Genomic DNA, 23308 nt, shown 5'->3' on the forward strand with positions numbered 1-23308 from the left:
AGCCGCGGAAAACCGTTTGCCGGAGAGATCGGGGTGTGTCATGTGCAATCGCCAAGCTCACGAGCCGTGTGATCTGTGTGGAGCCTGTGAAGGAGCCGTAGAGCCCATGGGCGTTCTCCAGCCATACATTGGCCGGAAGTCATAGCCCTCACCTCGGTCGGGCATGTCCGCGGGGATGCCTCACGGCGAGGACCACGGCGGTGACCGTCGCGGTGACGGCGATGAGCGCGAAGGCGAGGAGGCCGGGGTTCACCCACCACGGGACGACCTCGATGCCGTGGCACACCAGGCTCACGGGCAGCGCACTGCTGGAGTCCGGGTAGGCCTTGATGCCCACGCCGAACCAGCACGCGTCCTCCGGGAAGAGGAACGGCAGGTACGACAGGCCGTACACGTGCACCGCGCCACCCGCGAGGTAGGCGAGCCCGGCGACCCAGGCGGCCTTCCTGGCGGGCGAGCGGCGGGACCGGGGCGGGCGGGGCGGGGGCAGTTCGTCGCCCCGACGGGCCCGGACAAGACCGACGTACGTGATCCCCGCCCAGGCCGGCAGGCCGATGGCGAGGATCATCGTCCCTATGAGGGTCGCCATGATCAGCGGCTGCCGATACGCCCTTCGGCGGCGGCGCCCACGAAGGCCGTGAAGGCGGCGGGGGTGGCGAGGAAGGCGGGGCCCGTGGGGTTCTTGGAGTCACGGACGGCGATGTGGGCGGTGAGGTCGGCGATCTCGATGCACTGACCGCCGGTGTCGCCGCTGTACGAGGACTTACGCCAGCTCGCTCCCGCCAGATTCTGGTTGGTCTCCATAGTGTTCCTCCATGACGCGGGTGATCAGCGCGGACGAATCCTCCACCGAGAGAGCGGCCGCTCGCAGGTGATCGTAACGGAGCAAGCCCTGCCTGAACGCGGCCGAATCCACGGTCATATGCCCCTGAACGAAGTCCTCGGTGTAGACGAGGTCAGGGTCGTCTTCGAAGCGGAGGAGGTTGAAGGAACCCATCTGTCCGCCGTGCGCGCCGACCTCGAACGGGAGGATCTGAATCTTCACCCACTCGCGATCCTGCATCCTCAACAGGTGAGCCAGTTGCTCCCGCATCACCGTCCGACCGCCGGTCTCCTGGTGCAGCACCGCCTCGCTCATGACGACCCAGAGCAACGGCGGGGCCTCGCGATCCAGGATCCGCTGGCGTTCGATGCGGGCAGCGACCAAGCCGTCCAGGTCGCTCTCGAACCTGGCGCCCAGGACGGCTCGCGCGTACCCCTCGGACTGGAGCAGCCCATCGACCAGCTGCGCCTGGAACGAGCACAGGTACGTCGCCCTCGACTCCATGTCCGCGTACGGCCTGAACCACGACGGCAGTTGACTCTTCAACACCAGCCCCACCAGCCGCGTGAAGAGCCCGCCCGTCATCAGTGCCGCGTCGAGCCGCTCCGAGAACTCCCTGGTCGGGACCTTTCTCGCCGTCTCGATCTGGCCGACCAGCGAGCCGGTGCAGAAGAGGACGTCCCCGAGCTGCGACTGGCTGAGCCCCGCCTCCTCTCTCAGACGGCGGAGTTCGTATCCGTAGTAGTCCAGCGGCGAGGCACTCGGATCCAGGCTGCGGATGTTGACCACGGCGAGGTCACCCCCAAGCTCACGCGGTGAGGCGTTGTATTCAGGTCGTAGCCGAGCGTAACGAAAGCCGCCCAGTCTGGTGGCATGAATCAGGCAACAGACCTCTACCCTGCGGCACTTGCGACGAGCTACCGCATGCGGTTCACCGTCGGTGAGCACTCCGCCGGTCACATGCGCCGCATCCTCCGCATGTTCCTCACGCGTTGGGAGCTCGACCGGCTGACGGACGCCGCGACCCTCGCGCTGACCGAGCTCGTCGCCAACGTCGTCCGGCACGTGCCCGGCCGGCATTGCGCGGTGCTGATCCTGCGGGAGCCGCACGGGCTCCGGGTCGAGGTCTCGGACGGCGTGCCCGGGGCCGTGCACGCGAAGGCGGCCGGTCCGCTGGACGCGGGCGGGCGGGGTCTGGTCCTGGTGGAGGCCGTGACGGACCGGTGGGGGGTCGACGAGCGGGCCGACGGGAAGACGGTGTGGTTCGAGTGCGACGCGTAGGGCACGATGGGCGCCGTCACCCGCGTACCCGCCAGTAGGAGTCACCATGTCCGAGCCCGCGCCCGAGATCCTCGCCGCCTTCGAGGCCGCCAAGGGCTTCATGCCCGTCGGCGAGGGGCTCGCCCTGTACGCGGCGGCCACCGAGGCCGCGAAGCTCGGGCTGCCGCTCCTGGAGGTCGGCACGTACTGCGGGCGCTCCACGATCCTGCTGGCCGACGTGGCGCGGCGGGCGGGGACGGTCGCGGTGACCGTGGACCACCACCGGGGCAGCGAGGAGCAGCAGCCGGGGTGGGAGTACCACGACGAGACCGTGGTCGACCCGGAGGTGGGGCTCATGGACACCCTGCCGACGTTCCGCCGGACGCTGCGCAAGGCGGGTCTCGAAGAGCACGTGATCGCCGTGGTCGGCCGGTCGCCGCAGGTCGCGAAGGTGTGGGGCGGACAGCTCGGGTTCGTGTTCGTCGACGGCGGGCACACCGACGAGCACGCAGGAAACGACTACGAGGGCTGGGCCCCGAAGGTCGCCCCCGGGGGCCTGCTGGTCATCCACGACGTCTTCCCGAACCCGGAGGACGGCGGCCAGGCGCCGTACCGGATCTACCTCCGCGCGCTGGAGTCGGGGGACTTCGAGGAGGTCTCGGTCACGGACTCGCTGCGGGTCCTGCGCCGCCGGGGCTGAGCCGCGGGCCGACACGCCGACGGCCGCCCCCTCGGAAGGGGACGGCCGCCGGGGCGATGCGCGCCGATGGGGCGGAGCCCGGGGGTCGGAACGGTCAGAACCCCGAGGTCACGTACAGGCAGTTGGTGTAGCTGTAGCCCGGTTCGATCTTCGCCTTGCTCGACTTGGTGTCTCCGGCCGTGGACGTGCCGGTGGAGACCCGCTTCTGGAGGAGGTGGTAGTCACCGGCGGGCAGCAGCAGGGTCGCCTTCGGGTACTTCGAGGACGGCCCCGTGCAGGCCTTGATCTTCTTGGATCCCGCGAAGATCGGGCTCGGGTACTTGGTGCAGGTCCCGCACGCCTTCAGGGTGACCTTGCCGGTCATCGGACCGGTGTAGAGCAGCTCGACCTCGCCCGGGCCGTCGTTGCTCACCACCATCACCATCCGCGTACCGCCGGGCACGTCGGCCGGGGGCAGCTTCCCGCCCGCCGCGGGCTCCTCCTCGGCGATCTCGGCGGCGATGGCGATGGAGCGGGCGTGCGCGGCCTGCGGGCTGCTCGGGTAGTCCTTCGCGTACGCCGTCATCGTGTCGAGGGCGGCCTTGAAGTCCTTGTCCCTGAACTGGTCGGTCCCGCAGGCGAAGTCGCCCTTCTGGACCGCCGCGTCGGCCTGGTCCGCGGCGGCCTCGACCGACGGGTCCGTCATGCCGTCGAGGGAGGCGCCGATGACGTGCAGTTCCTTGGTGGTGCCGCAGGGGGTGCCGCCCCCGGCGAGGGCGTCCGTCCTGGTCTTGATCGACGCCTCGAAGGCCGGCGCGACCTTCGGCGCGTACGTCGACTTCGGGAAGGTCTTGAGGAGTTCGTTGAAGCTCTCCCTGGGATCCGGCTCGTAGGTCGCGTTGCCGATGCCGGCCGCCCCGCACTCGTAGAGGGAGTGGGCCAGCGGCTCGTCGGTCTTGGCCGGCCGGGTGCCCAGGAGGTCCTTGTCGGCGGTGGCCGGGAGCCCTCGCAGGTAGGTGAGGCGCGGGACCGCGTCGCAGTACACCTTGTCGGCGTACGGCTTGGAGATCGTCGCGAAGTAGGTGTCGAGGCGCGCGGGGACGAGCTTCCCCGCCCGTGATCCCGCGTGCTCCCTGCCCAGCTTCTCGTACTCGCCGAGCGCCTTGCGGAAGGTCGGCTCGGCCTTGTCGAAGGCGAGGCCGTCGGCCGACTTCACGAGCTCGTCCGCGGCGGTGAGGCGGTCGAGCAGGGCCTGCTCCTTCGCCTCGTCGCGGGCCGCCCCGTAGGCGAGCGAGCCGCCCGCGGGCACGGCGAGCAGGACGAGGGCCAGGGGCAGCGCCAGGCGGCGGAAGGACGGGCCGATCCGCAGGTTCGCGCGCAGGCCGCGGCGGGCGCCGTCGGCCGCGACGGCCAGGAGGAAGACCCCGTAGCCGACGAGGAGCCCGACGGGCACGCCGTCGACGTCGGCGGGGAGGGCCAGGAAGAGCAGGGCCGCGGTGGCGATCCAGCAGAGCGCGGCGCCGACCCAGTTGCGCAGGAGGACGTAACCGAGGCCCAGGCAGGAGAGGTTGAGCAGGCCTATCACGGCGGCCTGGGCACCGTTCGCCTCGCCGGGCGGCTGCGCGGGCGGCTGCCCGCCGCCGGGCGGCGGACCGTACCCGGGAGGGCCGTAGCCGGGCGGCGGACCGTAACCCGGCGGGGCGCCGGGCGGCGGCGGAGGCGTGCCGGCACCGGCCCAGCCGGGCGCGGTGGCGGGACCGGCGGCGGGAGCGGATCCGGGTACCGCGCCGGGAGCGGGACCGGTGGCCTCGGGGCCCGGCCGGGCCGCCGCGCTCGGGGGCGGGTCGGTCGGCGGTCCGAAGCCCGCCGCGGGCCGCGCCTCCCAGGGCGCGGGGGCCACGGGCGCGGGCGCGGGCGCGGCCGGCGCGCCGGAGTCCGGGGCGGGCCGGTCCGCGGCGGCGGACCGCAGGATCTGTGTCGACGAGTCGAGCGGGCCCGCCTGACCGGGCTGACTCGGCTGGTTCGGCTGGTTCGATCTGTCTAATGCGTCGTCCCGCACAGGCCGGTCGGACGGCTCGGGACGTGCGTCGTTCGGTTCTTCCCCCACCACGGTTCCCCCTCGTGGGTCCATGCGCGGTGACACCCCACCGTCGCCTCTTGCACCTACCCTTCACGGTCTGCTCACACGCGTCCACCGTTCCGCGAAGCGGTGACCAAGCTGCGACGTACCCGCTGCGGGATTTCGTCCCGCGCAGGGCCTAGAGTCGCCGGGTGCCGTACGACCACCGGAAGACCACCCGCCGCACCCGCACCCGTACCCGCGGCCTGGCGCTCGCCCTCGCCGCCACGGGCTGCTGCGCCGTACTCGCGGGCTGCGGGGCCTCGCAGGCCTCACCGTCGGACGGGAAGTCCACGACGAGCCCGAAGGCCTCTCCCTCGGGCACGGCCGGCGGAGCCCCGAGCGGCGCCCCGGGCGATGCGCCGAGCGGTACCCCGGGCACCCCGGGGACAGGGCTCTCCCTCGCCGGGCGGACCGTCGTCCTCGACCCCGGTCACAACTCCGGAAATTTCCGCCATTCCCGGGAGATCAACCAGAAGGTGAACATCGGGACGAACCGCAAGGAGTGCGACACCACCGGCACCTCCACGAACGCGGGATACACCGAGGCCTCCTTCACCCTCGACGTGACCCACCGGCTGCGGGACCTCCTCGCGGCACGCGGCGCCGAGGTGGTCCTCACCCACGACGCCGACCGCCCCTGGGGCCCCTGCATCGACGAGCGGGCGAAGATCGGCAACGCGGCCCGCGCCGACGCCGTCGTCTCCGTCCACGCGGACGGCTCCGCCGTCGGCAACCGCGGCTTCCATGTGATCCTGCCCGCACGCGTCCGCGAAGGATCCGCCGACACCACGAAGATCGTCGGCCCCTCGCGCGAGCTGGGCGAGCGGATCGCCGACCGGTTCGCCCGCGCGACCGGAACGGCACCCGCCAACTACCTCGGTTCCGGTACGGGGTTGGACGTCCGCGACGATCTCGGCGGGCTCAATCTCTCAACCGTGCCCAAGGTGTTCGTCGAATGCGGCAATATGCGTGATCCGAAGGACGCACAACTGCTCACGTCGGCGGCGTGGCGGCAGAAGGCCGCCCAGGGGATCGCGGACGGCATCGCCACCTACCTCGAGGGGTAGAACCCGCGGGCGATAGATTCGCTCCGTACGATGGGGCAGCTCCGTGCCATCCCCCGTGCCATGACCTGAGCGCCACCCCGACGCGACGACCCGACGAAGGACTTCTTACGTGAATATCCGCTCCCTCACCCGAGGCGATGGCGTGCTGATCGGTGCAGCGGTGGTGCTGTTCATCGCCTCGTTCCTCGGCATTTCCGGCTGTGACGGACCTCAGGCGATCTGCGACCAGATCGAGAACCCGAACTCCTGGGAGGTCTCGTACCTCGGCTGGGGCTCCTTCTTCCTGGGCATCGCCGGTGCCGCGCTCGTCGTCTTCTCCCGCAGCCTGCCGGAGCAGCGCAAGGTGGCCGGCCTGGAGCTCGGCCAGGTCGGTGCCGCGTTCACCATCGCCTCCGCGTGGACCCTGCTGATGTGGGTCTTCGAGGCGAGCAACGCCGGCGCGGGCCTGATCCTCGGTCTGATCGCCGCCCTGGTGCTCGCCGGTGCGGCCGTCGCCGGACCGTTGGTCCCGGCCCTGAAGGCCCCGCTCGTCGGCGCCCCCAAGCCGCCGGCCCCGCAGCCCTACGGCATGCAGCCTGGCCAGCCCGGCCCGCAGGGCGTCCCCGGCGGCTACGGCTACCCGGGCGCGCAGCACCCGCCGTACGGCGGTCCGCAGGACCCGTCGCAGGGTGCCGGCCAGCCGTTCGCCCCGCAGCAGCAGGCCCCGCAGCAGCCCGAGCCGCAGGCCCAGGCCCCGCAGCCGGGTCCCGCGGCCGGGGGCTTCGAGCCGTTCTGGTTCGCGGTTCCGGTCGCCCGCCCGCTGTACGCGGAGGACGGCTCGCAGGCGCCGATCGCCGAACTGGCCCCGGGTACCTGGTACCTGGCGGTCGAGCAGCGCGGTGCCGCCCTGGTGGCCCAGACGCAGGACGGCCGTCGCGGTGTCCTGCAGGACACCACGGGCATCCAGCGCGGCTGATCCACCCCAGCGGCACGACCGACGGCCCCCCGTCCGGAAGCGAATCCCTTCCGGGCGGGGGGCCGTTGGCGTACAGTCCCCGCATCCACCCGAACTGACGGATCGTCAGAAAGGATGCGGGGCATGCGACTCGGACTCGCCCTCGGCTACTGGGGCCGCGGCCCCTCCCCCGACCGCCTCGACCTCGCCCGCGAGGCCGAACGGCTCGGCTACGACTCGGTGTGGACGGCGGAGGCCTGGGGCTCCGACGCCTTCACCGCGCTCACCTGGATCGCCGCCCACACCAGCCGGATCAAGCTGGGCACCGCCGTCGCGCAGATGGCCGCCCGCGCCCCCACGACCACCGCGATGCACGCGCTCACCCTCGACCACCTGTCCGGCGGGCGCGTCATGCTCGGCCTCGGCCTGTCCGGGCCGCAGGTCGTCGAGGGCTGGTACGGGCGGCCCTTCCCCCGCTCCCCGCTGACCGCGACCCGCGAGTACGTGGACGTGGTCCGCCAGGTGCTGCGCCGCGAGGCCCCGGTCCGGCTCGACGGGCGCCACCACTCCCACCCGTACACCGGCCCCGACGGCACGGGCCTCGGCAAGGCCCTCAAGCCGATCACCCACCCGCTCCGGGCCGACCTCCCGATCCTCCTCGGCGCCGAGGGGCCGAAGAACATCGCGCAGACGCTCACGATCGCCGACGGCTGGCTGCCGCTGTACTGGTCTCCCGAGCGCTGGTCCGAGGTGTACGCCCTGCCCGAGCGGCTCCCGGAGGGCTTCCTGGTCGCCCCCATGGTGCGCGCCCAGGTCTGCGAGGACGTGGCGGCCGGACTGCTGCCGGTCAAGGCCATGCTCGGCTTCTACATCGGCGGCATGGGGCACGCGGCCCGCAACTTCCACGCCGACCTGATGGGGCGGATGGGGTACGAGAAGGAGGCGCGGCGCGTCCAGGAGCTGTTCGCCGCCGGGCGGCGCGAGGAGGCGGTCCTCGCGGTCCCCGATGCCTTCGCGGACGAGATCTCCCTGGTCGGCCCCCGGCAGCGCATCGCCGAACGGCTGGACACATGGCGGCGGGGCCCGGTGACGGACCTCCTCGTCACCTCACCGGACCCCGCGACCCTCCGCCTGCTCGCGGAGCTCAACGCCTAGGGGGTGTCCTGCCGGTCAGGCCACGCGCCCGGCAGGATCGGCAGGACACCCCTCGCAGGTGCCCGGCGTCAGCCGCCACTGAGCTGGGAGGCGCTGGGGACCTTCTCGACGACCTCGGCGCCGGCGCTCTTGCCCGCGTCCTTGACGCTGTTGATGACGTTCTCGAAGGCGCCGACGTCCGCGTCGCCGACCTCGCCCTTGCGGAGCTTCGTCCCGAGCTCCTTGAGCGACTCGATCCCGGCCGTGAGCGGCACGACCGCCTTCGACAGCAGCGGGTCGCCCTTGGCGTTGTTCGTCGCGGCCTTGAGCCGGTTGTACGTGAACGCGCCCGCGAGGCCCGCCTTCACCAGGGCCAGGGTCCGGCCGTCCGCGCCCTTCTTGAACTTGCCCGCGCGGTACGGCTTCACGATCCACTGGTACGTCGCTCCCGCCGCCAGACCCGCGTTGGCCACGAACCGCGTCTTGGCGAGCTTCTGCTGCTCGAAGGTGCCCGAAGCCGTCGGGGTCGCGGCACCGCTCGCGTTCGCGCCGTCGTCGCTGCCGCAGGCGGCGGTCGTCAGGAGCAGGGTGCAGGACAGGATCAGGGCCACGACACCGCGGGACACGGACCGGGGTACGGATCTGGGCACGACAGGACCTCCCTGGGGGTTGTGGCGCCAGCCTCACCCGGGGCCCCCGGTGCCGCCACACGAGCGACTCCGAATGGGGCCCGCCCCTCGCCCACACATCCCTGCTTCAGGGAATCCTTGCAGGTCAGAGCTGTGGGACGTCCCTCGGCGTCCCTGGGACACCGCCGTCTCTGGCCCGCCGCCCACGCCGCCCGGAGAGTGGAACGGTCGGTCCGGGACGGTTCCGGACCCAGGGGGGGTTCTGACTCATGGTGACGCGCCGCGACTGCGACGCAGGCGGAAGATGCCAGTGGTTCTACGCGAGGCCCGACGCCCGGCTGAGGCCGGGCATCGGCGTCTACCGCGGCTTCCGCTCGACGGCCGGTACGCCGCAGGAGCGGCTGGTGGTGCCGACGGGCAGGGTGTCCCTGTTCATCGGGTTCGGAAGCGAGATACGGCTCGGACGTACGGCCGCCGGACGGGAGGGGACGGCCCGGCGGGACGGAGCGCCCCGGCGGGACGGGGGTGGCGAGTGCACCGGCACCGGCACCGGCACCGGTCGGGACGGTGGTGGACGTACCGGCCCCGGCACCGGTCGGGAGGGTGGTGGACGTACCGGCACCGGACGGAGCGCCGGAGGCCGCTCCGCCGCGCACACGTCGGTGGTGTCCGGGCTGCACACCCGCGCCCGGGTCCTCGGGCATCAGGGGGACCTGCACGGGGTCGAGCTCACCCTCGCCCCCTGGGCGGCCTACCGCCTCTTCGGCAGCCCCCTCGGTGAACTCGCGGACACCCTCACCGACCCGGCCGACGTGCTCGGACGCCGTGCGCGGGACCTCACCGCAGCCCTGGAGGCCGCACCGGGCTGGGCCGAGCGCTTCACCGTGCTCGACGAGACCCTGCTGCGGTGGGCCGCCGAGGTCGCTCCGTCCCGCGAGCCGTCCCCGGCCGTCCTCGACGCGTGGCGGCTGCTGAGCCGCACCTCGGGGACCGTCCCCGTGCGGGAACTGGCCGCCCGCTCGGGCTGGAGCGTGCGTCACCTGGAGAACCGTTTCCGCGAGCAGATCGGGCTCACCCCGAAGCGCCTGTCGCGGGTCCTGCGACTGAACCACGCGATCTGGCAGCTCGCGGCCGGCGGCCGGGCGGCCGACGTGGCCGTCCGGTGCGGCTTCTACGACCAGTCCCACCTCAGCCGCGAGTTCACCGCCCTGACCGGGATGCCGCCGGGCCGCTTCCTGGCCACCCGGAAGGCGGCCAGCGCCTGGCTGGCGGGCTGACCGGCGGCCCCCGCGCCGCTGTGCGCATTCGTCCAATACCCGGGCGCGGGACGGATGTCAGTCTTCCGTCGCGGAGTCCCGACGACACGGGGGTGTGTCGGGCCCCGTCCCCATCTCCTGAAGAAGGTTGACGAGCATGACGAAGAAGACCCTGGCCGCCTTCGCGGCCGCCGGCCTCGCCGCCGCCTCGCTGGTCGCCATGGCACCGACGGCATCGGCCGCGGGGTGTGTCGCCAGCGAGATCAAGACCGGCTACCGGGGCCCCGGCACGGTGGCCTACAAGGCCTCCAGCGGGTGCAAGGACCTCAACCTGACCTCCGCCGACTCCGCCAGCGGATGGGACACCTGGGACTGGTACGCCGGCTTCTACAAGAACGCCTCCGGCTCCTGGACCCAGGGCTCCCGCGGCTACGTGAAGGTCGACGACGGGTACTACGAGCTGGGCTCGATCGTCCTGGTCTCCGACCTCACCAACGGCCGCGCCTTCAGCGTGGCGAGCTACTGGGACAGCAACGACACCGTGTGGATCTACCACTGAGTCGACCGTGGGGCTCCGCCGTCCGTACGGGGCGGCGGAGCCCGTCGGCAGCACGTCCCCGAACCCCGCCGTCCCGCCCCCTCCCGGAGGTTGCGCGAGCCATGCCTCGCCCCGACCGAACCCCGCCCCGCCCCGGCCTCCGCCGTCCGGGCGTCGCGCTCCTGTGCGCCGCCGCCCTGGCCAGTGTCCTGAGCGCGTGTACGGGCGCTCCCGAGGCGGCCACCCGGCAGCAACAGGCCGCTGCCGCGCCCTCTGCGCCCGCCACGGCCTCTGTCCCGGCCAAGGTGTCGTACGGGATGCCGGCGGACGTCGCCTCCCTGGTCCTGCCCACGAGCGGCGAGGGCACCCGGGCGACCCAGGGCCTCGACGCCTTCGGCAAGCTGGCCTCCGCCTGGGCGGTCCACCACTGCGCGCGCGAGCAGGGCGAGACGGTGCCGGACGGCCCGCCGCCGATGTTCACCCGCTTCTTCGCCGTGCCCGATCTGGACTACCTCCGGGCGCACGGCTTCGGCGAGGCGGTCGACGTGCCCGGCGCCCCGCCCCGTACCCCCTCCTCCGCGCAGGCGCCCGCCGAGCCCGGCCCGGCCCTGCGGAAGTGCCTGGCCGAGGCCCGCTCCGGCGGTCAGGAGCTCCCCCGGGTCTACCAGGCGCTCCAGGCACGCTGGTTCCGGGAGTTGGCGCCCCTCGACCGGGCCCCCGAGGTCCTGCGGGCCCGTGCGGGCGTCCCGGGCTGCCTCGCCGCGCACGACGTGAAGGCCAAGGACGAGAACGCCTTCTTCGCACTGGTCGACGCCCGGCTCCAGGCCTCCGACGCGCAGGGCGGCCGCAGGCTCGGAGCCGTGTACGCGACGTGCATGGCGCCCGTGGAGGCGGTACGGGAGCCGCTGCGCAGGCAGCTGGCGGAACGGTTCCGCGCCGAGCACCGCGCCGAGATCGCCACGGTCGTCACCGAACTCCCGAAGAGGGTCCGCGAGCTGGAGGAGCGGTACCGGATCCGCTTCTCCGTTCCCGCCCTCTGACGGCCGGCCGGATCCCCGCGGTCAGTCCTCCTGGCTGGGGATGAAACGGCCGGTGCAGCTGCGCGCCTTGTCCTTCGGCAGGGCCGCGCAGACCCACACGGAACCGTCGTCCGGGGCCGCGATCAGGGGCGAGTAGACGTCCCTGTCGTAGTGGACGACGTCGGCCTGCGCCGCGCCGTCGGAGTTGTTGACGACGACCGTCGCACCGATCTCCGCGAAGGAGATCCGGCCCCACGCCGCCTGGCAGGCCCGGCTGTAACGGAGCTCGATCACCAGGTCCTTGGGGATGGACCCGGTGCGCACGGTGACCGCGTCGGAGCCGCAGTTCATCTTCTTGGGGTCCCTGCCCTCGCAGGCGGTCCCCTTGCAACCCGTCTGCGGGCCCGCGACCTTGACGGAGGCGGAAGGCCGGGGCGACGACGCGTCGCCGGCGGCTCCGAGCGTGAGGTAGGCGGCGAGAGAGCCGCCCGCCACCAGGACCACTCCGAGCACGGCGGCTATCCACAGGAAGCGGGGGCGGCGCCCGCGCGGCGGGGCGTCGCCGGTCTCCGGCTCGGCGCCCGCGTCGGGCTCGGCGCCGGCGTCCGGCGCACCGCCCTCATCCGACGCCTGCTCGGCCCCCTGGGCCTCCTCGGCCCCCGCCTCGCGTTCCGCCTGCGCCCGGTCCCACAGGTCGAGCAGCTGCGCGGACGGAGTCCCGCACAGACCGGCGAGGCTCTCCACCGCGTGGCGCGGCGGGAACTGTTTCCCGTTCACCCACCGCTCCCACGACGACTTCGCGTAGTGGGTCTTCTGGCTGAGCTGGGCGAAGCTCAGTCCCGACGCCTTCTTCAGGGCGAGCAGCTCACTCGCCAACTCCTCGGCCGAAGCCTTGGATCTACTGCCGACAGTCCCCGCACCGTCCACTTGGTCCTGCTCTCCCGCATCCCTTACTCATGCCCATGCCAGCCATGAACGGATGGAGTCTAAAGCTCCGAGAAGAACACGATTTGCCATTGCTTCCGCCGCGTGTCGGACGGGCGATCAGCAGCAGTCGGGGTCGAGTCCGGCCGGGAGACGTTCGCCGCCGAAGACGGCCACGGTCGCCTCCTCGCCGCCGAGGGCGGCCACCGCGAGCAGCAGGGAGCCGGCGGTCCAGGCCGTCTGCTCCTCGGGCCACACGGCCTTGTCGCTCTCCGTCTCGCCCTCGAAGACGTACCCCGTCCAGTACATGCCGTTCCCTGCGCGCAGGTGCTGGATGTCCTGGAGGACGGTGAGGGCCCGGTCCGACTCCCCCATCGCCCAGAGGGCGAGGGCGAGTTCACAGCTCTCGCCGCCGGTCACCCACGGGTTGGGGACCACACAGCGCACCCCGAGGCCGGGCACGACGAACGTGTCCCAGTCGGCCTCGATCCGTTCCTTCGCCTGGGAACCGGTGACCGCGCCGCCGAGGACCGGGTAGTACCAGTCCATCGAATAGCGCGACTTGTCGAGGAAGCGCTCGGGGTGGCGGCGGATCGCGTGACCGAGCGCTCCGGCCGCCAACTCCCAGTCCGGCTGCGGCTCTTCACGGGTCTCGGCGATGGCGAGGGCGCAGCGGAGCGCCTGGTGGATCGACGAACTCCCGGTGAGCAGGGCGTCGTTCACCGGCGTGCCGTCGGCCTCGCGCTTCCAGCCGATCTGCCCGCCGGGCTGCTGGAGCCCGAGGACGAACTCGACGGCCGCGTAGACGGCGGGCCACATCCGGTCGAGGAAGGCGTCGTCGCCGGTCGAGAGGTAGTGGTGCCAGACGCCGACCGCTATGTAGGCGACGAAGTTGGACTCACGGCTGCGGTCGGTGACCTGCTCGGGCTCGCCGTCGTGGTACGCCGCGAACCAGGAGCCGTCGCTGTTCTGGTGCCGGGCGAGCCACTCGTAGGCGCGGGCGGCGGCGGCGTGCTCCCCGGCCGCGTCCAGCGCCATGGCGGCCTCGGTGTGGTCCCACGGGTCGAGGTGGTGGCCCCGGAACCAGGGCAGCGCGCCGTCCTCGCGCTGTACGGCGAGTATCCCGGCGACGGTCTCGGCGGCCTGCTCGGCGGTGAGCACCCCGGGCAGGACGAGGTGTTCCGCGATCCGCTCGGGGGAGGTCACTGGGAGTCGGCCTTGGGCAGGTGCGGCTTGGTCGCGTACGCCACGAAGCTCTTGCCGACGACCGGGTTGAGCAGCTGCTCGGCGACCCGGGTCAGGGCGGGCTTCTTCATGATGTCCCAGACCAGGAGCTTGTGGTACGCGCGGACCGGCAGCGCCTTGTCGTTGTCGACGCCGAAGGCGCACTTCAGCCACCAGTACGGCGAGTGCAGCGCGTGCGCGTGGTGGGTGCCGTACGGCTTGAGTCCGGCCTGCCGGATCTTGCCGAGGAGTTCGTCGGCCTTGTAGATGCGGATGTGACCGCCCTCGACCTCGTGGTACGCGTCGGAGAGCGTCCAGCAGATCTTCTCGGGGCCGTACCGCGGGACGGTGATCGCGATGCGCCCGCCGGGCTTGAGGACGCGGACCATCTCGGCGAGCACACCCTTGTCGTCGGGGATGTGCTCCATGACCTCGGAGATGATGACGACGTCGAAGGACTCGTCGGGGAACGGCAGGTTGAGCGCGTCACCCTCCATCGCGGTGGCGGTCGCGCCCGCGGGGGCCTCGCCGGCCTCCTTCATGGCGGCGAACCACTTGGCGACCTCGCGGATCTCCTCGCCGTTCTGGTCGAGGGCCACGACCTGCGCACCGCGCCGGTAGCACTCGAAGGCGTGCCGGCCCGCACCACAGCCCAGATCGAGCACGCGGTCGCCGGGGGCGAGCGGGAAGCGGGTGAAGTCGACGGTCAGCACGAGCTGCCTGCTTTCGCGGTAGGAGTGGGTTGTGGGCAGTCGTTCCGCGGGGCGACGGGGGTCCCGGGTGCGCGCCGGAGGCGGGATGTCACCGGCGGGCCCCGGCTCCCTGACGGGCAACCGCCTCGCGGTACAGCTCCGCGGTGCCCTGTGCGGCCCTCGCCCAGGTGAAGCGCTCAAGAACCCTGGTGCGGCCGGCGCCGCCCAGACGGGCCCGGAGCGCAGGATCGTCGAGCACCCGCCCCAGCGCGGCGGCCAGCGCCGACGCGTCCCCCGGCGGCACCGCCATGCACGTCTCCCCGTCCGCCCCGGCCACCTCGGGAATCGCCCCGCCCGTCGTCGCGACGAGCGCCGTCCCCGTCGCCATCGCCTCCGCCGCCGGCAGCGAGAACCCCTCGTACAGCGACGGCACGCAGGAGACCTGCGCGGACCGCACCAGGTCGACGAGCTCCGCGTCGCTGATGCCCTTGACGAACTCGACGGCCCCGGCCAGCCCGTACCGCTCGATGGCCGCGGCGACCGGGCCGTCCTCGGCGCGCTTGCCGACGACGACGAGGTGCGCGTCCGGGTTCTCGGTGCGGAGCTTGGCGAGCGCCTCGATCAGATGGATGAGGCCCTTGAGCGGGACGTCGGCGCTGGAGGTGGTGACGATCCGGCCGGGGACCTCGGCGACGGCCGGGTCGGGCGACCACAGGTCGGTGTCGGCGCCGATGTGGACGACCCGGATGCGGTCCTCGCGTACGCCGAGGTGCTCGACGATCTCCTGCCGGGACGTGCCGGAGACGGTGAGCACGGACGGCAGCCGGCGGGCGACGCGCTTCTGCATGCGGGTGAAGGCGTACCAGCGGCGGACGGAGGCGCGGCGCTTCCAGTCGGCGGCGGCGTCGAGTTCGAGCTGCCGGTCGACGGTGATGGGGTGGTGGATCGTGGTGACGAGCGGGGCGCCGATCGCGCGCGGGCCGCCGAGGAGCCCGTACCCGAGGGTCTGGTTGTCGTGGACGACGTCGAAGTCGCCACGGCGGGCGGCGAGCATGCGCCGGGCCCGCAGGGAGAAGGTGAGCGGCTCGGGGAAGCCGCCGGTCCACATGGTGGCGACCTCGAGGCCGTCGATCCAGTCCCGGTACTCGTCGCGCTTCGGGGTGCGGAACGGGTCGGGCGAGCGGTACAGGTCGAGGCTGGCGAGCTCGGTGAGCGTGAGCCCCGTCAGGTCCTCGCCCTCGTCGAGGACGGGGTACGGCTGCGAGCCGATGACCTCGACGCTGTGGCCGAGGCGGGCGAGTTCGCGGGAGAGGTGCCGGACGTAGACGCCCTGACCGCCGCAGAAGGGGTTTCCCTTGTACGTGAGGAGAGCGATCCGCAACGGTCTGTCACCGGCTGCGGTGACGCCCTGTCGGGGGCTTGCCTCTATGGCCTCAGCGGTCATGCGCGACCCCCTTCGAGCGTGGTTTCGCCGGAGCGTAACCGCTCGCGCTAATCTAGAACAAGTTACAGACTTGATCGTTCTTGATCTTCTGGCCTGATCTTCTTGATCCTTCAAGGAGGACAGAATCTACCGGCAGGTAGCTCTGTGGTGAGAGCCGGAACAGGTGATTCGCGCCACGGCGCCCGCACCGCCATACTGTCGCTCCCCACCGCACGGAACGGGACCTCATGACCGCAGACATCAGAGCGGACCACAGACCCGCGGCACCGCCCCTCACGGAGCGCCAGGAGGCACGGCGCCGCCGCATCCTGAACGCCAGCGCCCAGCTCGCGGCGCGGGGCGGCTTCGACGCCGTACAGATGCGGGAGGTCGCCGAGGCGGCCGGGGTGGCCCTGGGGACGCTGTACCGCTACTTCCCCTCCAAGATCCACCTGCTGGTCGCGACGATGCAGGACCAGCTCCAGCACATGCACACGACCCTGCGGAAGCGGCCGCCGGCGGGCGCCGATCCGGCGGAGCGGGTGGCCGAGACGCTGATGCGGGCCTTCCGCGCGCTCCAGCGCGAGCCGCAGCTCGCCGACGCGATGGTGCGGGCGCTGACATTCGCGGACCGCGGGGTGAGCCCCGAGGTCGACACGGTGTCGCGGCTGACGACGGCGATCATCCTGGACGCGATGGGCACGGAGCACCCGACTCCGGAGCAGCTCTCGGCGGTCCGGGTCATCGAGCACACCTGGCACTCGGCGCTGATCACCTGGCTGTCGGGGCGTGCCTCGATCGCGCAGGTGAAGATCGACATCGAGACGGTCTGCCGGCTGATCGACCTGACGGCCCCGGAGGCCGCGGCACGCCGCTGACGGGTCGCGCCGCTGCCGGGACGCCTTGCTGCCGGGTCGCCTTGCCGACCGGACGCGCCGCCGACGGCCGGTCGATCTCGCCGCCCACGAGACGCACCCGCGCCCCCGGCGGCCGACGTGCCGGGGGCGCGGGGGGGTGCCGGTGGATCAGGACGACGGCGTGGCCTTGTTGGCCGCCGCGAGGGCCGCCGCGCACTCCGGGCTGCTGTCGACGGCCACGAACATGACCAGCTTCAGCGGGCCGGCGGAGTGGTTGCTGGCCTGGAGCTGCCAGCTGCTCTTCTTCAGGGACTTGATCACCGAGCCGCCCTGCTCGGTCTTCCGCTCCTCGTTCCAGCCGCCCTTGTTCAGGGTCGCGACCGTGTCCGCGTAGGACTTCGCCGGGTCCTTCGCCTTCGCGGCATCGGCCGTCCAGCTGACCATGCAGTCCTTGGCCTCGGCCGGAATCTGCTCGCCCGAGCCGTCCTGCGTGAAGCCGGCCGCGGTCGCCGCGCCGGTGAGCTCCTCGGTGACCGCGGCCCCGGTGAGCCGCTCACCGCCGGAGCCGCCGGAGCCGCCCGTCGAGGACGCACCGGCCGAGGAACCGGCCGAGGTCGAGCCGCCCTTGTCCGCGCCGCCCTCGCTTCCGCAACCGGCGACCAGCAGCACCACACCGGCGGCCGCGGCCACCATCTTCGCCTTGCGCACAACACTCCCAATGACGCACGTACGACGGCCTCTTGCCCCCGTTTTCAAGGGCACAGTTTTGCACGTGGGAACGGGCGGCGGGCGCAACGACGCCTTTCGTCAGCCCTGTTCGGCGTCCTCTCCGAACAGGGACTTCTTCTCCTGCTCGGTGAAGCGATTCATGCACGCGTTCTCCGTCGCCCGCAGGGAGATCATCTCCATGGTCAGCGACTTCCGCATGCCGGTGTGGCGGGCGTACAGCGTCCAGCCCCGCTTCCTGAGCGTGTGCTGGAGCATGGTGCCGCCCTTGTCGTCGAGCTTCTCCACCTGGCGCTCGCCCTGGACCCAGTCCTCGGCGACGAGCGCCGTGACCGCCTTCTCGAGGGCGCCGCGCGATCCGTCGACGGGCGGGCCGACGTACTGCCAGGAGGCGGTGCAGGCGAGGACGCGCTCCTGGAGCCGCTCCTGGTCCGTGGACGGGGTGGGGCGCGGCGTGGAGCCCGTCGGGACCGGCCCGCCGGCCCCCGGCAGGTCGGACTTCGGCAGCCCCGCCTGCTTCACGGCGGCGACGATCTCGGCGTGCGCCGCCTCACGGCCGAAGGCCGGGGCGGCGGCCCCTCCCCCAGCGCCGGTCCCGCATCCGGCCCCGAGGACCACCGCCGCCGTCGCACTCGCGACCGTCGCCCACCCTCTGCCCCGGCCCCTGCCCCGACCCCGCATGACTGCCCCGCTCCCTGCGCGTACGTACGTGTGCCGAGGGAGTCTCACACACGCGGTACGCGCAGGTCGCGGCGGTTCCGGCGGCCCGGGGCCGGCGGCCCGGCTACTCCTCCGGCGGGAAGACCGGCTCCCCGCCCTCCGCCAGAGTGATCATGATGGCCTCCACCGGGCACCCCTCGGCCGCCGCGAGCAGCTTCTCCCCCGCGTCCGACTCCGGTTCGCGTGCGTGGGACTGCCGGGCGGTGTCGAGGCGGAAACCGTCCGGGGCGTGGTTCACGCACATGCCGGAACCGATGCAGACGCTCCGGTCGACCTCGACGTGCCAGCGGTCCCCCATCACGCGCCGCCCTCGTAACCGGCCGGCAGGTGGATCATCTTGTGCTCCAGGTACTCCCCGAAGCCCTCGGGCCCGAACTCCCTCCCCAGTCCGGAGTTCTTGTAGCCGCCGAACGGGCCGAGCATGTCCAGGCTGAAGGTGTTGACGTTGAAGGTGCCGGTGCGCACGCCGCGGGCGAAGTCGATGCCGCGCTCCACGTCCCCGGTCCAGACGCTGCCGCTGAGCCCGAAGTCGGAGTCGTTCGCGAGGCGCAGGGCCTCGGCCTCGTCCCCGTACGGCAGGAGACAGATGACCGGTCCGAAGATCTCCTCGCGGGCGATCCGCATGGAGTTGTCGACGCCGCCGAAGAGCGTCGGCTCGACGTACCAGCCCCGTTCGAGCCCGGCCGGCCGGCCGCCGCCGGAGAGGACCTTGGCGCCCTCCTCCTGGCCGATCCGGATGTAGTCGAGCGAACGCTGCTGCTGCCGCTGGGCCACCAGCGGCCCGACCTGGGTGGCGGGGTCGAGCGGGTCGCCCACGACGAGCGCGCCGGCCGCCGCGGCGAAGGCCTCGGCGATCTCCTCGTACCGGGAGCGGGGGACGAGGATCCGGGTCTGCGCGACGCACGCCTGGCCGTTGTTCATCCAGGCGGCCGGGACGATCCCGGCGACGGCGGTCGCGAGGTCGGCGTCGGGCAGGATCACGGCGGCAGACTTCCCGCCGAGTTCGAGGGTGACGCGGGTGAGGTTGCGGGCGGCGACCTCCATGACGCGCTTGCCCGCGGCGACCGAACCCGTGAAGGAGACCTTGTCGACGCCGGGGTGCCCGACGAGGTACTCGCTGACCTCGCGGTCGGCGGGCAGGATGCTGAGCACGCCCTCGGGCAGCCCGGCCCCGGTGGCGATGTCGGCGAGGATGTACGAGTCGAGCGGCGACTCCGGCGAGGGCTTGAGGACCACCGTGCAGCCGGCGAGCAGCGCGGGCCCCAGCTTGGCGGCGGCGGTGAACTGCGGCACGTTCCACGGGACGACGGCCGCGACCACCCCCACCGGCTCGCGCCGGACGAGCAGCGGGCCGAGGACGCCGCCGCGCCGCTCCTCGTAGGTGAAGTCGCGGGCGACGGTGATCGCCGCGTCCCAGACCATCATCGCGCCGAGCGCCTGGGCGAGGACGGACCAGGAGTACGGGGAGCCGTTCTGCGCGCTGATGGACCGGGCGATCTCCTCGTGGCGTACGGCGATCGCGTCCTTGATGCGGCTGACGACGGCGATCCGCTCCTCCACCGTCATCCGGGGCCAGGGCCCTTCGTCGAAGGCCCGGCGGGCGGCGGCCACGGCCCGGTCGACATCGGCGGTGGAGGCGTGCGGGACGCGCCCGATGACCTGCTCGGTGTGCGGGGAGACGACCTCGATGACGTCCTCGCCGAGCGGGTCGGTCAACTCCCCGCCGATGAACAGCTTTCCGTGCTCCACAAGCTCGGTCATGACCGCCGCCTTCATGAGGAGATGTTGTCCCTGACGATGCATCAGAACTGATACCAGTTCTAGTTATCGAGGGCAATGCTCCGGACGGACCCCGGCCGCGCCCGCGCCCCGCCCCCTCCCGGCCATGGCCGAAGTCCTGTTCCCCCGGGCTACACCTGACGTATCGTCAGTTCCAGATACGGAGAACGCGCGCCCCGCACCGCCGCGGAGAGACGAGGACCCATGCCCGCTCCACAGGGACCGCTGCCCCAGGTGACCGAGCACGGCGGAGGCGTCTGGTCGCTCCGGGTGCCCATCCCCGACAACCCGCTCGGCCACACCCTGGTCCACGTCCTCGACACCGACCGCGGCCCGGTCCTCGTCGACACCGGCTGGGACGACCCGGCCTCCTGGACCGAACTCACCGGCGGACTCGCCGCGCTGGGCATCGACGTGCCGGACGTCCACGGCGTCGTCATCACCCACCACCACCCCGACCACCACGGCCTGTCCGGCAAGGTCCGCGAGGCGTCCGGGGCCTGGATCGCCATGCACGCCGCCGACACCGACGTCGTACGCCGCACCCGGGACGCCGAGCCGGGCACCTGGCTCGACTACCTCGCCCGCAAGCTCGCCGCCGTCGGCGCCCCCGAGGACCACCTCGTCCCGCTGCGGGCCGCCCGCACCTCCGGCCGGCTGCGCACCCTGCCCGGGCTGCGCTCCGCCCTCCCCGACCGGGAGATCGCCCCCGGCGAACTCCTCGACCTCCCCGGACGGCGACTGCGCGCGATCTGGACCCCCGGCCACACCCCCGGCCACGTCTGCCTCCACCTGGAGGAGGAGCACCCCTCCCGGCTGCCCGGCCACGGCCGGCTCTTCTCCGGCGACCATCTGCTGCCCGGGATCACCCCGCACATCGGACTGTACGAGGACCCCGACGACTCCACCGTCACCGATCCCCTGGGCGACTACCTCGACTCCCTCGAACGCATCGGCCGCCTCGGCGTCGCCGAGGTCCTCCCCGCCCACCAGCACGCCTTCACCGACGCCGCCGGCCGGGTCCGCGAACTCCTCGACCACCACGAGGACCGGCTCACCGGACTCCTCGACCTGCTCGCCACCCCGCTCACCCCCTGGCAGCTCGCCGTGCGGATGGAGTGGAACCGCCCCTGGGACCAGATCCCCTACGGCTCCCGCAACATCGCCGTCAGCGAGGCCGAGGCGCACCTGCGCCGCCTGGTGAAACTCGGCCGCGCGGAGGCGGTGCAGGGGACGGACCCCGTGGAGTACGTGGCGGTGTGAGGCACCTCGCACCCGCCGGGCCGCGGGCCTACGGGCCGGTAGAGTGGGCGGGTCGTCATCATGCCCGTACGGGGGGAAGCCGGTGCGAATCCGGCACTGACCCGCAACCGTGAACGACCCCTACAGGGGAGTCGTGAGTCGGAATGCCCCGTCCGGGACGTGACCGCCGGCACCGTCGAGGAATACGGAGCCGGAGCCTGGTGCCCCTGAGGCGTGCCGGTGCCCGGCCGCAGGAGAGGGCCCCATGAACACCGTCCGCCGCGGCGCCACCGCGCTCGCAGCCGCCACCGTCCTGCTCGGCACCGGAGCGGCCGGGGTGGCGGGAGCGGCCAGCACCGCCCCCTCCCCCACGCCCTCCGCCGTCACGATCCCGGACGGTCTGTACGGCACGAACGACCCGACGTACGACGGTGTCTGGCGCCAGTCCCAGGCCTTCCTCGCCCAGCGCGCCACCGGTTTCCAGCCCGCCGACAAGTCCGTGGAGTGGCTGCTCGGCCAGCAGTGCGCGGACGGCTCGTTCAGCTCGTACCGCGCCGACGCCACGACGCCCTGCGACGCGAAGACCATGCGGGACACCAACGCCACGGCGATCGCCGTGCAGGCACTCCGGGCGGTCCGGAAGCAGTCGGCCTCCCCCGAGACGGTCGACAAGGCCGTCAAGGCGGGCTCCGACTGGCTGCGCACCGTCCAGAACAAGGACGGCGGCTGGGGCTACAGCCCGGGCGGCGCCAGTGACGCGAACTCCACCTCGGTCGTCGTCGGCGCGCTCGCCGCGACGGGCGTGCGGCCCGGCTCGTTCACCTCCGCCGAGGGCCGTACGCCCTACGACGCGCTCCTGTCCTTCGCGCTGCCCTGCACGGACAAGGAGGGCCCGGGGGCCTTCGCGTACCAGCCCGACAAGGCCGGCAAGCTCCTCGCGAACGCCGACGCCACCGCCGCGGCCACCCTCGCGGGCCTCGGCAAGAGCGTCGTCGCCACCAAGGCCTCGCCGGAGCAGCCGCCGGTCTGCAACGACCTGTCGAAGCCGACGATCGAGCGGGCCGCGCTCAACGGCGCCTCCTACCTGGCGAAGGCCCTCGCGAAGACCGGCCACCTGACCCTGCCGCCGATGCCGGGCGCCACCGACACCACCGAGCAGCCCGACATCGGCAACACCGCCGACGCCGTCGTCGCGCTCGCCGCGTCCGGCGCCTCGAAGGAGGCGAAGCCCGCCGTGGAGTGGCTGGAGAAGAACTCCGCCGCCTGGGCGAAGAAGGGCGGCCCGGCCGCGTACGCGCAGCTGATCCTGGCCGCGCGGGCGACGGAGACGGACCCGCGCGAGTTCGCTGCGGCGGACCTGGTGGAGCAGCTCAACGCCACCGGCCCGGCGCCGAAGACGCCCGACACCTCGGCCTCGTCCACGAGTGACGACGAGGGCGGCTTCGACATCTGGTGGATCATCGGCATCGGCACGGTCGTCGGCGTCGGCATCGGCTTCCTCGTGAGCGGCCGCAAGAAGTGACCGCCTCGCGAGGCGACGGTGCGCGAGGAACCGGTGCACGAAGGCGTGGCTCCCGTGCCGCGGGAGCCGCGGCCGGGGCGCTTCTGACGCTCGGCTCGGTCGTGGCCGCGGCGGCCCCGGCGCAGGCCGCCGGCTACCGCTACTGGTCGTTCTGGGAGAGCGACGGCGGGAAGGCCTGGACGTACGCCACCCAGGGTCCGGCGACCGCACGCCCCGCCGACGGCGACGCGATCGGCTTCCGCTTCGCGATCAGCAACGGCACGAACGACACCTCCCGGCCGTCCGTCGCCCCCGACTTCACGAGGATCTGCGGGGGCGTGGAGAAGAAGGACGGCACGAAGCGGGTCGCGGTCGTCGTCGACTTCGGCGGCCCGGCGGACGCGCCGCCCGGCGAGACCCCGCCGGAGAAGCGGGTCGAGGCCGGCTGCGCGCAGGTCCGTGAGGACGCGACGGGCGCGGAGGCGCTCGCCGTGGTCGCGAAACCGCTGCGGTACGACGGCGCGGCCATGCTGTGCGGCATCGCCGGCTACCCCGCGCGGGGCTGCGGCGAGCCGGTCGCGGAGACCGCTGGGACCGGTGGGACCGGGAAGACCCCGGCGTCGGCCGCGCCGAGCGCGTCGGCGACCGCCGGCGAGGAGGGCGGGGGCCCGTCCTTCGGCGTGCTCGCCGGCGGGGCGGCCGTGCTGGCCCTGGGCGGGGCGGCGATCTGGAAGGCCCGCCGGCGCGGATGAGCCCGGT

25 protein-coding genes and 1 riboswitch are annotated in these 23308 nt (G+C 72.8%); of the genes, 12 read left to right on the top strand and 13 right to left on the bottom strand.

The features are described from left to right. Nucleotides 1-148 precede the first annotated feature (148 nt). From ACFQ79_RS13965 to ACFQ79_RS13975, 3 genes are read right to left on the bottom strand one after another with little or no spacing between them, the layout of a single operon-like run. Complete coding sequence (locus ACFQ79_RS13965) at nt 149-589, bottom strand: hypothetical protein (protein ID WP_383582657.1); 441 nt, start codon at nt 587-589, stop codon at nt 149-151. 2 nt (nt 590-591) lie between these two features. Beyond that, complete coding sequence (locus ACFQ79_RS13970; RefSeq protein ID WP_383582659.1) at nt 592-804, bottom strand: DUF397 domain-containing protein; 213 nt, start codon at nt 802-804, stop codon at nt 592-594. Further along, nucleotides 764-1612: a Scr1 family TA system antitoxin-like transcriptional regulator gene (locus ACFQ79_RS13975; RefSeq protein WP_383582660.1), complete on the bottom strand. Its 849-nt coding sequence runs from the start codon at nt 1610-1612 to the stop codon at nt 764-766. The genes ACFQ79_RS13970 and ACFQ79_RS13975 overlap by 41 nt, the downstream gene beginning before the upstream one ends. Nucleotides 1613-1696: 84 nt before the next feature. Between ACFQ79_RS13975 and ACFQ79_RS13980 the strand changes: the two genes are divergently transcribed. Then, nucleotides 1697-2104: an ATP-binding protein gene (locus tag ACFQ79_RS13980; protein WP_383582662.1), complete on the top strand. Its 408-nt coding sequence runs from the start codon at nt 1697-1699 to the stop codon at nt 2102-2104. Between the two features lie 46 nt (nt 2105-2150). Further along, nucleotides 2151-2783 (top strand): class I SAM-dependent methyltransferase, encoded by a 633-nt coding sequence (locus tag ACFQ79_RS13985; protein WP_383582664.1) that lies wholly within the window; start codon nt 2151-2153, stop codon nt 2781-2783. Between the two features lie 94 nt (nt 2784-2877). Here ACFQ79_RS13985 and ACFQ79_RS13990 read toward each other — a convergent pair whose 3' ends face one another. Next, complete coding sequence (locus tag ACFQ79_RS13990; RefSeq protein ID WP_383582666.1) at nt 2878-4872, bottom strand: hypothetical protein; 1995 nt, start codon at nt 4870-4872, stop codon at nt 2878-2880. 161 nt (nt 4873-5033) lie between these two features. Between ACFQ79_RS13990 and ACFQ79_RS13995 the strand changes: the two genes are divergently transcribed. The 3 genes from ACFQ79_RS13995 to ACFQ79_RS14005 all read left to right on the top strand — a co-directional run bounded on the left by ACFQ79_RS13995 (nt 5034) and on the right by ACFQ79_RS14005 (nt 8040). Continuing rightward, nucleotides 5034-5951 (top strand): N-acetylmuramoyl-L-alanine amidase, encoded by a 918-nt coding sequence (locus tag ACFQ79_RS13995; protein ID WP_383582669.1) that lies wholly within the window; start codon nt 5034-5036, stop codon nt 5949-5951. 109 nt (nt 5952-6060) lie between these two features. Then, nucleotides 6061-6906 carry a DUF5336 domain-containing protein gene (locus tag ACFQ79_RS14000; RefSeq protein ID WP_383582672.1) on the top strand — a complete coding sequence of 282 codons (846 nt, stop codon included), beginning with the start codon at nt 6061-6063 and terminating at the stop codon, nt 6904-6906. 123 nt (nt 6907-7029) lie between these two features. Continuing rightward, on the top strand, nt 7030-8040 hold the full coding sequence (locus tag ACFQ79_RS14005; protein WP_383582674.1) for an LLM class F420-dependent oxidoreductase: 1011 nt from the start codon (nt 7030-7032) through the stop codon (nt 8038-8040). Between the two features lie 68 nt (nt 8041-8108). On the opposite strand, the gene ACFQ79_RS14010 is transcribed toward ACFQ79_RS14005, so the two are convergent. Beyond that, nucleotides 8109-8669: a hypothetical protein gene (locus ACFQ79_RS14010; protein ID WP_383582676.1), complete on the bottom strand. Its 561-nt coding sequence runs from the start codon at nt 8667-8669 to the stop codon at nt 8109-8111. 248 nt (nt 8670-8917) lie between these two features. Between ACFQ79_RS14010 and ACFQ79_RS14015 the strand changes: the two genes are divergently transcribed. From ACFQ79_RS14015 to ACFQ79_RS14025, 3 genes are all read left to right on the top strand, one after another. Beyond that, a complete protein-coding gene (locus ACFQ79_RS14015) occupies nt 8918-9925 on the top strand; it encodes a helix-turn-helix domain-containing protein (RefSeq protein ID WP_383582678.1) in 1008 nt (335 codons plus the stop codon). 136 nt (nt 9926-10061) lie between these two features. Then, on the top strand, nt 10062-10463 hold the full coding sequence (locus ACFQ79_RS14020; RefSeq protein ID WP_383582680.1) for a hypothetical protein: 402 nt from the start codon (nt 10062-10064) through the stop codon (nt 10461-10463). Nucleotides 10464-10564: 101 nt separating this feature from the next. Next, nucleotides 10565-11482 carry a hypothetical protein gene (locus ACFQ79_RS14025; RefSeq protein WP_383582682.1) on the top strand — a complete coding sequence of 306 codons (918 nt, stop codon included), beginning with the start codon at nt 10565-10567 and terminating at the stop codon, nt 11480-11482. A 21-nt stretch (nt 11483-11503) separates the two neighbouring features. On the opposite strand, the gene ACFQ79_RS14030 is transcribed toward ACFQ79_RS14025, so the two are convergent. The 4 genes from ACFQ79_RS14030 to ACFQ79_RS14045 all read right to left on the bottom strand — a co-directional run bounded on the left by ACFQ79_RS14030 (nt 11504) and on the right by ACFQ79_RS14045 (nt 15745). Beyond that, nucleotides 11504-12337: a DUF2690 domain-containing protein gene (locus tag ACFQ79_RS14030; RefSeq protein ID WP_383582685.1), complete on the bottom strand. Its 834-nt coding sequence runs from the start codon at nt 12335-12337 to the stop codon at nt 11504-11506. A gap of 168 nt (nt 12338-12505) precedes the next feature. Further along, entirely contained in the window at nt 12506-13591 is a 1086-nt protein-coding gene (locus tag ACFQ79_RS14035) for a prenyltransferase (RefSeq protein ID WP_383582688.1), read from the bottom strand. After that, the gene (locus ACFQ79_RS14040; protein WP_229314938.1) at nt 13588-14322 is read right to left on the bottom strand and encodes a class I SAM-dependent methyltransferase; all 735 of its coding nucleotides are present in this window, start codon (nt 14320-14322) and stop codon (nt 13588-13590) included. The genes ACFQ79_RS14035 and ACFQ79_RS14040 overlap by 4 nt, the downstream gene beginning before the upstream one ends. An 88-nt stretch (nt 14323-14410) precedes the next feature. Continuing rightward, nucleotides 14411-15745, bottom strand: coding sequence for a glycosyltransferase family 4 protein (locus ACFQ79_RS14045; protein ID WP_383582691.1), 1335 nt, complete (start codon nt 15743-15745; stop codon nt 14411-14413). A 227-nt stretch (nt 15746-15972) separates the two neighbouring features. Here ACFQ79_RS14045 and ACFQ79_RS14050 point away from each other — a divergent pair, with 227 nt between their 5' ends. Next, the gene (locus tag ACFQ79_RS14050) at nt 15973-16602 is read left to right on the top strand and encodes a TetR family transcriptional regulator (protein WP_037639037.1); all 630 of its coding nucleotides are present in this window, start codon (nt 15973-15975) and stop codon (nt 16600-16602) included. A 147-nt stretch (nt 16603-16749) separates the two neighbouring features. On the opposite strand, the gene ACFQ79_RS14055 is transcribed toward ACFQ79_RS14050, so the two are convergent. From ACFQ79_RS14055 to ACFQ79_RS14070, 4 genes are all read right to left on the bottom strand, one after another. Further along, nucleotides 16750-17289, bottom strand: coding sequence for a hypothetical protein (locus ACFQ79_RS14055; protein WP_383582693.1), 540 nt, complete (start codon nt 17287-17289; stop codon nt 16750-16752). Between the two features lie 99 nt (nt 17290-17388). Next, nucleotides 17389-17988 (bottom strand): hypothetical protein, encoded by a 600-nt coding sequence (locus ACFQ79_RS14060; protein ID WP_383582696.1) that lies wholly within the window; start codon nt 17986-17988, stop codon nt 17389-17391. A 103-nt stretch (nt 17989-18091) separates the two neighbouring features. Then, nucleotides 18092-18325, bottom strand: a complete 234-nt coding sequence (locus ACFQ79_RS14065; RefSeq protein WP_383582794.1) for a ferredoxin — start codon at nt 18323-18325, stop codon at nt 18092-18094. Next, nucleotides 18325-19788, bottom strand: a complete 1464-nt coding sequence (locus ACFQ79_RS14070) for an aldehyde dehydrogenase (RefSeq protein ID WP_383582699.1) — start codon at nt 19786-19788, stop codon at nt 18325-18327. The genes ACFQ79_RS14065 and ACFQ79_RS14070 overlap by 1 nt, the downstream gene beginning before the upstream one ends. A 222-nt stretch (nt 19789-20010) precedes the next feature. Here ACFQ79_RS14070 and ACFQ79_RS14075 point away from each other — a divergent pair, with 222 nt between their 5' ends. The 3 genes from ACFQ79_RS14075 to ACFQ79_RS14085 all read left to right on the top strand — a co-directional run bounded on the left by ACFQ79_RS14075 (nt 20011) and on the right by ACFQ79_RS14085 (nt 23301). Further along, on the top strand, nt 20011-21069 hold the full coding sequence (locus ACFQ79_RS14075) for an MBL fold metallo-hydrolase (protein ID WP_383582701.1): 1059 nt from the start codon (nt 20011-20013) through the stop codon (nt 21067-21069). Between the two features lie 31 nt (nt 21070-21100). Continuing rightward, nucleotides 21101-21237, top strand: a riboswitch (cobalamin riboswitch). A gap of 76 nt (nt 21238-21313) precedes the next feature. After that, nucleotides 21314-22570 carry a prenyltransferase/squalene oxidase repeat-containing protein gene (locus tag ACFQ79_RS14080; RefSeq protein ID WP_383582703.1) on the top strand — a complete coding sequence of 419 codons (1257 nt, stop codon included), beginning with the start codon at nt 21314-21316 and terminating at the stop codon, nt 22568-22570. Then, nucleotides 22567-23301, top strand: coding sequence for an SCO2322 family protein (locus ACFQ79_RS14085; RefSeq protein WP_383582706.1), 735 nt, complete (start codon nt 22567-22569; stop codon nt 23299-23301). The genes ACFQ79_RS14080 and ACFQ79_RS14085 overlap by 4 nt, the downstream gene beginning before the upstream one ends. Nucleotides 23302-23308: the final 7 nt, after the last annotated feature.

The sequence above is a fragment of the Streptomyces sp. NPDC056480 genome (assembly GCF_042795405.1).
Classification (GTDB): Bacteria; Actinomycetota; Actinomycetes; order Streptomycetales; family Streptomycetaceae; genus Streptomyces.